Annotated in this window: 2 protein-coding genes; both read left to right on the forward strand. The window is 72.4% G+C overall.

What is annotated here, in order from left to right:
• Positions 1-202 precede the first annotated feature (202 nt).
• The gene (gene cimA / locus AC5LUJ_RS22840) at positions 203-1,801 is read left to right on the forward strand and encodes a citramalate synthase (protein ID WP_250283399.1); all 1,599 of its coding nucleotides are present in this window, start codon (positions 203-205) and stop codon (positions 1,799-1,801) included.
• Between the two features lie 246 nt (positions 1,802-2,047).
• Positions 2,048-5,309, forward strand: a 3,262-nt coding sequence (locus AC5LUJ_RS22845; RefSeq protein ID WP_493465728.1) for a CHAT domain-containing protein, incomplete at its 3' end; no start/stop codon positions are given.

The raw sequence follows: 5,309 nt of genomic DNA on the forward strand, positions 1-5,309 counted from the left end.
GGGCTGGGGGAGTACGGGCTTCTGGGCGGGTGGCGACGTACAGTGGGCAGTCGGCGGTGAACCCGCCATCGTCGCGCGTGCCGGCTGCCCACCCACGCCGCCGGGCGCGTGACACCCCTCGGATCCACAGGCCTGTGATCCACAGGCTGTGATCCGCGGGGGACCGACGACCCGCAGGTGATCCGCAGCTGAGAGGCACGCCGTGCAGCCAGACGATCCCGACTCCTTTCACGTCTATGACACGACGTTGCGTGACGGGACCCAGCAGGAGGGGCTGTCGCTGTCGGTCGGCGACAAGATCGCGGTAGCTCGGCACCTCGACGAGATCGGGGTCGGCTTCATCGAGGGCGGCTGGCCCGGGTCGAACCCGAAGGACGCCGAGTTCTTCCACCGCGCCCGCACCGAGCTGCGGCTGGAGCACGCCCTGCTCACCGCCTTCGGCGCGACCCGCCGGGCCCGCGCCACCGCCGCCGACGACCCGCAGGTCGCCGCCCTGCGGGAGGCCGGCACGGCCGTCGTCTGCCTGGTGGCGAAGTCCGACCGCCGGCACGTCGAGCGTGCCCTGCGCACCACCCCCGTCGAGAACCTGGCGATGATCCGCGACACCGTGGCGCATCTGCGCGCCGAGGGCAAGCGGGTGTTCGTCGACGCGGAGCACTTCTTCGACGGCTACCGCGCCGACGCCGACTACGCCCTCGAGGTGGTCCGGGTGGCCGCCGAGGCCGGCGCCGAGGTCGTGGTCCTCTGCGACACCAACGGCGGGATGCTGCCGACGCGTATCGGCGACGTCGTCTCCGCCGTCCGCGGCCGCACCGGCGCCCGGCTGGGCATCCACTGCCACGACGACACCGCCTGCGCGGTCGCGAACACGCTGGTCGCGGTCGAGGCCGGCGTCACCCACGTCCAGGGCACCGCCAACGGCTACGGCGAGCGCTGCGGCAACGCGGACCTGTTCAGCGTCGTCGCCGGGCTGGAGACCAAGCTCGGCCGCCGGGTGCTGCCCCCGGGCAGGCTGCGCGAGCTGGTCCGGGTGTCGCACGCCATCGACGAGATCACCAACTCCGCGCCGGACACCCACCGCGCCTACGTCGGCGCGAGCGCGTTCGCCCACAAGGCCGGCCTGCACGCCAGCGCCGTCAAGATCGATCCGGACATGTACCAGCACATCGACCCCGCCGAGGTCGGCAACGACATGCGGATGCTGGTCTCGGAGCTCGCCGGCCGGGCCACCATCGAGCTCAAGGGCCGGGAGCTGGGCCTGGACCTCTCCGGCCAGCGCGAGGCGCTGGGGAGGGTCGTCGACCTGGTCAAGGAGCGGGAGGCGGCCGGCTACACCTACGAGGCCGCGGAGGCGTCGTTCGAGCTGCTGCTGCGCGACGAGACCGAAGGCCCCCGGCGGTTCTTCACCCTCGAGTCGTGGCGTGTGATCGTCGAACGGCGGCCGGACGGTGAGGTCATCAGCGAAGCGACCGTCAAACTCGTCCTGAACGGTGTGCGGCAGGTGTCCACGGCCGAGGGCAACGGCCCGGTCAACGCCCTCGACCGGGCCCTGCGCGAAGCCCTGGAGAAGGGCTACCCGGGCCTTGCCGACCTCGACCTGGTCGACTACAAGGTGCGCATCCTCGACGGCAGGTCCGGCACCGGCGCGGTGACCCGCGTCCTGGTCGGCACCAGCGACGGCCGCGACCGCTGGGACACCGTCGGCGTCGACGAGAACATCATCGCCGCCTCCTGGGAAGCCCTCCAGGACGCCGTCACCTACGGCCTGCACCGCCAGGGCGAACAGATCATTCCCAAGTAGCCGTTTCACGGCGCTTCGGGGTGACTGGCAACGTCCGGGGCGACTGGCAGCAGCGCATCATCAGCGCATTATCAGTCCCGATGTCAGCATATGAATGACTTGTTCATCTTTTATCTGAACTGACCGTTTTCCGTATCGGTGAGAGGGCTGTCACCGAAGCGCGCTTATGATTCCCGTTGTACGGCGACGGCGGGGGGACGGCGTGAGGGACAGCGCAGGCAGCGGTGCCGGTATGGTGATGTTCCGGTGACGGATCGTCCGCCGCGGGTGTTTCTCTCCTATGCCCACGAGTCGCCCGAGCACGAGAACGCCGTCCGCGATCTGTGGATCTTCCTGCGGTCGCGGGAGATCGACGCGAAGCTCGACCTGCCGGCGAACGAGCGCCGGCAGGACTGGCCGTTGTGGATGCTGGCCGAGGTCCGCGCGTCCGACCATGTGCTGGTCATCGCTTCGCCGGAGTACCGCCGCCGCAGTGAGGGCCAGGCCGCCGCGGACGACGGCCGTGGGGTGCAGTTCGAGGCGGCGCTGATCCGCGACGAGCTGTACCGCGACCGGACGGCCGGGCTGGCGAAGTTCCTGCCGGTACTGCTGCCGGGCCGCACGGCCGAGGACGTCCCGGCCTTCCTCGGCCCGTACTCGACGACCCACTACGCGATCAGGGGGATCTCCGACGCCGATGCCGGGATGGAACGGCTGCTGCGCGTCCTGACCGGCCAGCCGTTCGAGATCGAACCGCCGCTGGTGCCCGGGACCCGCCCGCTCCTGCCGCCCCGGGACGTGCGCCCGCCCGCGCCGGCACCGCGCGCGCCCGAGCCAGCCGCCGCTTCGGTGCCGGGCACCGCTTCGGGGTCAGGCAGGGCTTCGGTGCCGGGTGGCGCTTCGGCGCTGTCGCGGCCGGCTCCGCTCTCCCACGAGCTGGTGCTGCACGTACGCCTGGAGGCCGGACGGCTCACGGCGCGGGCAGCGCTGTCCGGCACCTCGCTGGGGGAGCGCGTTACAGCGCTGCCGCCCGGGCTCGACACGGTGTGGGCGTCGCTGCCAGGGAGCCCGGCGGAGGCGGACACGCGCCTGTCCCAGGCCGGTCACCGGTTGCGGGAGGCGCTGCTGGACGCCGACGCCGCGCGGCGGCTGACCGAGCTGATCGACACGTCTCCCTTCGGCACGGCCGTGGACGTCGTGGTGGAGGCCGACGGCCCGGCGGCGCTGGCACTGCCCTACGAGCTGCTGTGGCTGGCCGACGGGCGGCTGCTCGCGACCATGCCCGGGGTGCGCTTCACCCGCCGGGTCGCCGGATTACGCCGGGCCGCGACCGGCCCACTGCCCGGCCCGCTGAAGATCCTGGTGGCGGTGGCCGCGCCGGAGGAGACCCGGACGAGGAACCCGCCGCTCGACGTCGAGGCCGAGATGCAGGCGATCATCGATGCTGTCCGCGGGGTCGCGGGGTCCGGGGCTGCGCAGGTCACGATCCTCGAGGTCGCCGGACTGAAGCAGATCGCCGACGCGCTGAGCGGCCAGAGCACGGACGGCGACGACTTCTACCACGTGCTGCACCTGTCCGCGCACGGCTCGGCGTCCGAGGTGGAGCTGGAGGACGAGGACGGCAACCCGGTGCCGGTCCGTGCCGAGGAGCTGGTGGACGCCCTGAAGGGCGCGTCCCGCCCGCTGCCGCTGATCGTGCTGTCGTCCTGCTCGGGCGCGTCCGCGAGCCCGCCCGGCCCGGCCAGCCCGGCCGGCTCAGCAGGCTCGGACGAGCCGGCCGGCTCGGACGGGCTGGCCGCGACCCTGGTCCGGCGTGGCGCCGACCGGGTGGTGGCCATGCAGACGACCGTCACCGACCGTTACGCGACCGATCTGGCCCGGGTGTTCTACGAGGAACTGGCCACCGGCCGGGCCGGCTCGGTGGCGGCGGCCCTCGCCGCTGCCCGCCGACAGGTGGACGCCGACCGCCGGGCGGCCGCGCGCGCCACGGGCCGTCTCGCCCCGCCCGAGTACGCCACCGCGACGCTGCTGGCCGCGGCCGACGACCCGCCGCTGCTGGACGCGGCCGCGGACCCGCGCCCGCTTGCCCGCCCGTTCGCCGCGCCGGCCGGTGGCACCGTCCGCGAGCTGGCCATGGGGGATCTGGTCGGGCGGCGCCGCGAGGTCCGTACCGCGCTGGACGTGCTGCGCGGCGGCCGGGCCGCGGTGGAGCGGTACGGCGCGGTCGCCGGCGTAGTGCTGACCGGGCCCGGCGGTATCGGCAAGACCGCGGTGGCCGGGCGGGTGCTGACCAGGCTGCGGGCCGACGGCTGGGCTGTCGCGGTACATGTCGGTCGTTGGAACCCGCCGTCGCTGATCGCCGAGACCGTCGACGTGCTGCGTGGTGTCCCGGAGCTGGCCGACGCCCGTGCCTCGCTGGCCGACCCGCGTCACGAGGACACAGCGAAGATCGATCTGATCGGGAGGCTGCTGGGCGAACACCGGCTGTTGGTGCTCTTCGACGACTTCGAGCGCAACCTCACCGAGGACGGCCGGGCCTTCGCCGACCCTGGTTTCGCCGAGGTGTTCGGCGGCCTGGCCCGTGCCAGCGCCCAGGGCCGCATGCTGGTGACCTGTAGATACCCTCTGCCGGGGCGTACCGGCCTGTTCCTGCGGCGGATGGAGGTGGGGCCACTCAGCGGCGCCGAGCTGGGCCGTCTGCTCCTGCGGTTGCCGAGCCTGCGGACGCTGAACGAGACCGACCGGCGCACCCTGGCCCGGACGGTCGGCGGGCATCCGCGGCTGGTGGAGTTCGTCGACGCGCTGTTGCGCAACGGCGCCGCGAACCTACGGGAGGTCACTGAGCGGATCGTGGGCCTGGCCGACGAACTCGGCGTCGATCTCTCCGAGGATCGCACCTTCGATCGGGCGGTGGATGATGCTCTGCTGCTCGGCAGCCGCGACATCGTCCTGGAGCTGCTGCTCGCGACAGTGACCGCCGACGAGCGCTCACTGCTGCTCCATGCGGCGGTGTCGAACGTTCCCATGTCAGCCGACGATCTTGCATTCGCCTGGCTGGCTGAAGAACCTGACGATCAGCGGCGTCGGATGGTCTCATCGGCGGTTATGCGGCTCGCGGACCGGACACTGCTGTTACGTCTCGACGGCGATGTGCTCGTCCACCCGTGGATCGCCGCCCGGCTCGTCGACGCCGAGCCCGAGACCCGGGCAGAGCGGCACGGTAGGGCAGAGCGCATGCGGCTGGCCCGGCTCGATGCGGGACGCGGGGATTTCGCCGACGTGGTGGAGGTCGCCCGCCACCGCAGTGCCCAGCACAGGTTCGACGACGTTGTCACATTCACGTTGGACATCGCCGAGATGCTCACGGGCGAGTCGTCGGTGGCCGCGCTGCTGGGCGAGGTCGTGCCGATGGTGCCGCCGGACAGCCGGGGATTTCTCGAGCTTGTCGATCGGGAACTCGCCGCGCTGCTGAACATCGGTATCACCTCGGCGGCGTGGGAACGCGGCGACGCCATGGTCGCCTCCGCCC

Source organism: Protofrankia sp. CiP1_Cm_nod3 (assembly GCF_982290655.1).